Genomic DNA, 5,124 nt, shown 5'->3' on the forward strand with positions numbered 1-5,124 from the left:
AGGAGGGCAGGCGGGTACTGACCCTCACTCCCCGCCGCAGCAGTTCCCGGACCCACATCATCTACACGCATGGCGGCACCTATATCAACGAGCTCGCGCGACCACACTGGTGGATTATCTCGGAGCTGGTGCGGCGTACCGGCGCGACGGTTACGGTGCCGTTGTACGCACTGGCACCGGAGCACACCCACCGCGACACGTACGGTTTCCTTACCACCGTCTACAAGGCCGTCATCAGCTCAACCGTTCCCGCCGACGTCGTACTCGCAGGTGACTCCGCAGGAGGCGGTCTCGCTGTGGGACAGGCACTTCATTTCTCCGCCGAGGGACTGCCCGCACCCGGCCGCCTGATCCTGTTCTCCCCGTGGCTCGACATCACTGGCACCAATCCGGAAACAGCGCGGTATGAGCGGGTTGATCCCATGCTTGCTGTACCAGGCGCTGTCGAAGCGGGTTCGTGGTGGGCGGGGGCGGAGAGCCCGCGGCATCCATTGCTGAGTCCGGTTTTTGCCGACCCGGCAGCGCTCGCCGGGTTGCCGCCTGTATCTATTCACCAGGGCGACCGGGACGTGTGCATGGCGGATTCACTCCTGTTCCAGCAGCGAATGAACGACGCCGGTGGACGGCTGTCGCTGGATGTGTATCCGGGTGCGTTTCACGTCTTTGCGGGGCTGCCGTGGCTGCCCGAATCCCGCCGTGCGTTTGGCCGGATCGCGGCGCTCCTGTCATCCGGTGAAAGGACGCCGGATGACGCCGTTTGATCGGGTAGTGCTCATCTACAATCCAGCACATGCGGGGATACCACCCCACCTGGCCTCCATGCTTGACCGGGATATTGCCGAGCGGCTGCCGGGTCTGCAGGTGGAACACCATCCCACGGAGTTTGCCGGTCACGCGAGGGAACTGGCGCGGGTGCTTGCCGCAAACGGGAGACCACTGCTTGTCTCGGTCAGTGGTGACGGCGGCTATCACGAAGTGGTCAACGGACTCATGGAAGCGGGCCCCACAGATGCTGTGTGCGCTGTCATGGCGGCCGGGAACGCCAACGATCATCGGCGGAGCACGGGCAGGCTGCCCGTCATCGACGCGATTGAACGTGCGGACGTGCACCGGATAGATCTGCTGCGGCTGACCATCGGTGGATCCAGAACCGTCTACGCCCACTCCTATGTTGGGTTTGGCCTCACTCCGAGGATGGCCATTGCTATCGAAGAAGGAACCAAGGGAACCCTGACAGAGCTTCTGTCGATCGGGCGCTCGCTGTCCGCCTTGAAACCGTTCGAGATCTCGCGTGCAGACGGTGCGCACGCGCTCTTCGACAGCTTGGTGTTCGCCAACATCTCGCACATGGCCAAGTACGGAAAGGTCAGCGAATCGGCGCATCCGGATGACGGCCTCTTTGAAGTCATCACGTTGCCGCACGCCGGTAAGTGGCGCATTGCGCTCATGACCTTCCGGGCCGTAACCATTGGGCTGGGGGATCAGCCCAGCGTGAGCCGGTACGCCTTCACCACCACTGATCCCATTCCCTGCCAGGCGGACGGTGAAGTGATCATGGTCCAAGCCAATACGTCCATCCTCGTAGAGTCGGTTCCGCGTGCCCTGGCCGTTATCAGCTAGCCGGACACTGGCCACGCGGCGCACGTCCGGCTAGGCTGGAAGAGGATGCCCTGGACCCCGGTATCGATGGGATTCTTACGAAACTCTGCAGGGGTGAAGATGACAACCGAGCTGAACAGCCAAACAGCTGACCTGGCTTCATTGCTCCGCCAGATTGGCGCGGGTGACAGGACCGCTTTTAGCCGGTTCTACGGCCTGACCGCTCCGCGCGTGTGTGCGTTGGCGGAACACTTGATTTCCAACCCCGAGAAAAGCCGCGAAATCGTCAAGGATGCCTATCTCCTGGTGTGGAATGAAGCGGAAGATTACCGTCCGTCGTCGGGCAGTCCACTGGCGTGGCTGACCAAGCTGGTGCACCGTCTGGCAGTGAACCACCTGCGGTCCTGCGGGCTTGAACGGTCTATTCCCCACCACACTGAACTACTGCCAATGGTGTACCTGGGGGGCCTGACTTACCGGGAAATCGCAGACCGCCTCGGTGTACCGGTTGGGGCTGTCAAGCTTCGGATTCGCGAGGCACTCGACCGCCTGGGCACAGGCAACAGCGGCCCTGCGCCTGGCTGAAACCTGCCGGTTGCCTCGACCGATACGCAGTTCTTAACTAAACTAAAGGTGTTGCCCCAGACCTCGGCAGTGCTCCAGCCGGCACTCCCAAGAGGTTAACAACATGACAACGCTCAGCAACGATTCCGCGGATATTTCATTGTTCACGGAATCCTCCACGCAGGAAACAACTGTCCCAAGAATCCGCGCCAACAAGGTAGTAGGAACGTACGCGAACCTACTGCGAACCGTGAGAGACGCCGGTTTGCTGCGTCGCCGCCGAAGGTTCTATCTGGTATTCCTCAGTGTCCTGTTGTCACTGTTCGGCGCTGCCTGGACCGGTTTTGTTCTTCTCGGAGACTCGTGGTTTCAACTGATCATCGCGGGCGTCCTCGGCATACTCCTCACACAGTTCGCCTTTTACGCGCATGAGGCTGCCCACCATCAGGTGTTCCGGACGCGTTGGGGTAATGACTGGTCGGCGCGGGTGGTCGGGAATCTTTTTGTGGGAATGAGCTTTGCCTATTGGATGGACAAACACGGCAGGCACCATACGCATCCCAACCAGATCAACGTTGATCCTGATATTGCAACCGGTGCGGTGGTTTTCCATGAAGAAGGGGGTGCGGGCCGCAGCAGGCTGCTGACAGGTTTCACCCGCATCCAGGGGTACTTCCTGTTCCCGCTTCTGCTCTTCCTCGGCTTCACACTGCATGTCGATTCCATCCGCTATCTGCTGAAGCCCGGGGAGGTGAGGCACCGTGGGTTTGAGTTGGCCGCAATTGGCGTGCGGCTGGGCGGCTATCTGGCAATTGTCTTTCTGTTCCTGCCCGTTGGCATGGCTTTCGCGTTCGTTGGTGTTCAGGTTGCCGTCTTTGGACTGTATATGGGGGCCTCATTCGCGCCGAACCACAAGGGAATGCCGGTTATCCCCGAAGGTAGCAGGGTCGACTTCCTCAGCAGGCAAGTCCTTACCTCGCGGAGCATCAGCGGCGGACGCTTCATCCGCACGCTGATGGGCGGGCTGAACCATCAGGTGGAACATCACCTCTTTCCGGACATGGCGCGGCCCAACCTGCGCCGGGCACGGGAAATCGTCAAGGACCATTGCGCCCAGCAGGGTATCCCCTATACGGAGACATCCCTCATTGCCTCCTACGGCATTGTGATGCGCTACCTGAACGAGGTGGGGCTGAAATCCGCCGATCCATTCGAGTGTCCCGCGGTGCGCCAGTACCGTTAGTGCATGGAGAACACCGGGCGGTTCCGTGAGCTGCTGGAAGCTGAACTGGCCGAATCGCTTGCTGCGCAGGCCACGCTGAGCGCCGACATTGCCTCAGTCAGCGATCTGCGCAGGGATTCCAATGTGGATGACGAGCACGATCCAGAAGGTTCAACCATCGCGTTTGAGCTCTCGCAGTCCGCCACCCTCATGCGTGATGCGGACAGCCGTATTTCCGAAGTTGAGGCCGCACTTGCCAGGATCGACGCCGGTACCTACGGATCCTGCGAAGTCTGCGGCCAGCCGATTGCCGAGGGCCGTCTGGAGGCGCGGCCCTGGACCCGGTTCTGCATCAACCATGCTGGGGGCGGCTAGGCACGTCTACCGCAGCCCCCGAACATTCAACGCGAGATACAAGTGCACCCGGTCCGCGGTCACTCCCGGATCGTAGCCGGACAAATCCACAATCTGCTGCAGTCGGTACCGCACGGTATTGCGGTGCAGTTGCAGTACGTCCGCCACCGCGGCGACCGAGCCGTTGAGGGCGAGGTACTTCTCCAGCGTCAGCATCAGCTCCGCACCGTGCTTTTCGTCAAAGTCCGCCACCGGGTCAAGCGCTTCGGACGCCAGATCGGCCAGCGGCACATCCTCGCTCGCCATCAGCAGGGACGTCAGGCTCAGCCTGTCCGGTCGGTTCACCGACTCGCCCCGGGTCAGGGACTCGCGTGCCTCGAAGTAACTCCACCGCAGACCGCTTGGTTGGGCGTAGGAACCGCCGAAACCCACGCGCGCGGTCAGGCCGGCGCCGTGCAGGTACTCACTGATCCGGCGGCTCAGCATCTCGCCGTCGCCGTCGGGCACCACCAAAACCAGCCGCTCGTCCAAAAGGGCGCTGACGGCGTCGTCGTAGCTTCCCAGGAATGGCAGCGGAAGGGTCCGCAGCGCGCGGCGCTGACCCGTTGCCACGTCCACCAGGATCACCAACTGCCGGGCCGAGACGTCAATGCCCGCGCCCCCCAGGCGAGCAACGGCGTCGGGCCCTGAAATTGTTCCGCGCACAATGTCCTGCAGCAGCTGGCCCGTCACCGCCCGTTCACTGGCGCGCCGCCGCGCCTGGTTGCTCAGCTCAACGCTGATCAGGCTCTGCGCGTACGCCACGATGGCGTCACGGACATACGGTTCCGCGATCGAGAGCGTGCACCGGTCCTTCAGCCCGGTTGCCACCGGCACCCGGTGCCAGTTGGTGTCCGACGACGGCGCAGTGGCCGCGGTGGTGAAGAGTCGGGTTCCATACTGGGACAGCACGACGTCGGTGTTCAACATCGTGGCAAGCTCACGGAGGAGCTGGGGAAGGCCGCCGCCTCCAAGCAGGGCCGACGCCAGAATCTGGTGTCCTTTGAGCAGGTTCTCGAGACGCGAATAGTGTTCGGCCGAGAGGGAGTCCGCGACGATCTTTCCGATAGCGATGAACGGGGTCTCGTAGGGGACGAGGAAAACGGGCAGGCCCAGTTCATCGGCGCGGTCCAGAAACGCTGCGGGAACATGCCCGTGGCTCAGTCCTGTGCCGAATCCGACCGCGAGAGCTCCCGATTCGTGGACCCGCTGGACGAAATTGCGTTGAGACGTGGCTGACTTCTGCCGCAGTCCGGTGGTCAGCACCACTTCGCCGCCGCTGAGGAAGGGCAGCGGATCCTCGAGTTCGGTCACGGCGACCCACTGTATGGCGGCGGCCGCGGCCG

6 protein-coding genes are annotated in these 5,124 nt (G+C 62.5%); 5 read left to right on the forward strand and 1 reads right to left on the reverse strand.

Annotated elements, in window-relative coordinates:
- The 5 genes from Y708_RS23865 to Y708_RS0108375 form a co-directional block, all read left to right on the forward strand.
- The coding region (locus Y708_RS23865; protein ID WP_051478832.1) for an alpha/beta hydrolase at positions 1 to 761 on the forward strand (761 nt) is incomplete at its 5' end.
- A complete protein-coding gene (locus Y708_RS0108360; protein WP_028279574.1) occupies positions 748 to 1,620 on the forward strand; it encodes a diacylglycerol/lipid kinase family protein in 873 nt (290 codons plus the stop codon). The genes Y708_RS23865 and Y708_RS0108360, both read left to right, overlap by 14 nt.
- A 99-nt stretch (positions 1,621 to 1,719) precedes the next feature.
- Entirely contained in the window at positions 1,720 to 2,184 is a 465-nt protein-coding gene (locus tag Y708_RS0108365) for a sigma factor (protein ID WP_028279575.1), read from the forward strand.
- Between the two features lie 103 nt (positions 2,185 to 2,287).
- Positions 2,288 to 3,406, forward strand: a complete 1,119-nt coding sequence (locus Y708_RS0108370) for a fatty acid desaturase family protein (protein WP_081746607.1) — start codon at positions 2,288 to 2,290, stop codon at positions 3,404 to 3,406.
- A 3-nt stretch (positions 3,407 to 3,409) separates the two neighbouring features.
- The gene (locus Y708_RS0108375) at positions 3,410 to 3,760 is read left to right on the forward strand and encodes a TraR/DksA family transcriptional regulator (RefSeq protein WP_028279577.1); all 351 of its coding nucleotides are present in this window, start codon (positions 3,410 to 3,412) and stop codon (positions 3,758 to 3,760) included.
- 6 nt (positions 3,761 to 3,766) lie between these two features.
- Here the strand turns inward: Y708_RS0108375 and Y708_RS23870 are convergent.
- Positions 3,767 to 5,124 (reverse strand): PucR family transcriptional regulator (locus tag Y708_RS23870; protein WP_081746609.1); only part of this gene is annotated, 1,358 nt, incomplete at its 5' end.

It is taken from the genome of Arthrobacter sp. H5 (assembly GCF_000520595.1).
GTDB lineage: Bacteria > Actinomycetota > Actinomycetes > Actinomycetales > Micrococcaceae > Arthrobacter_D.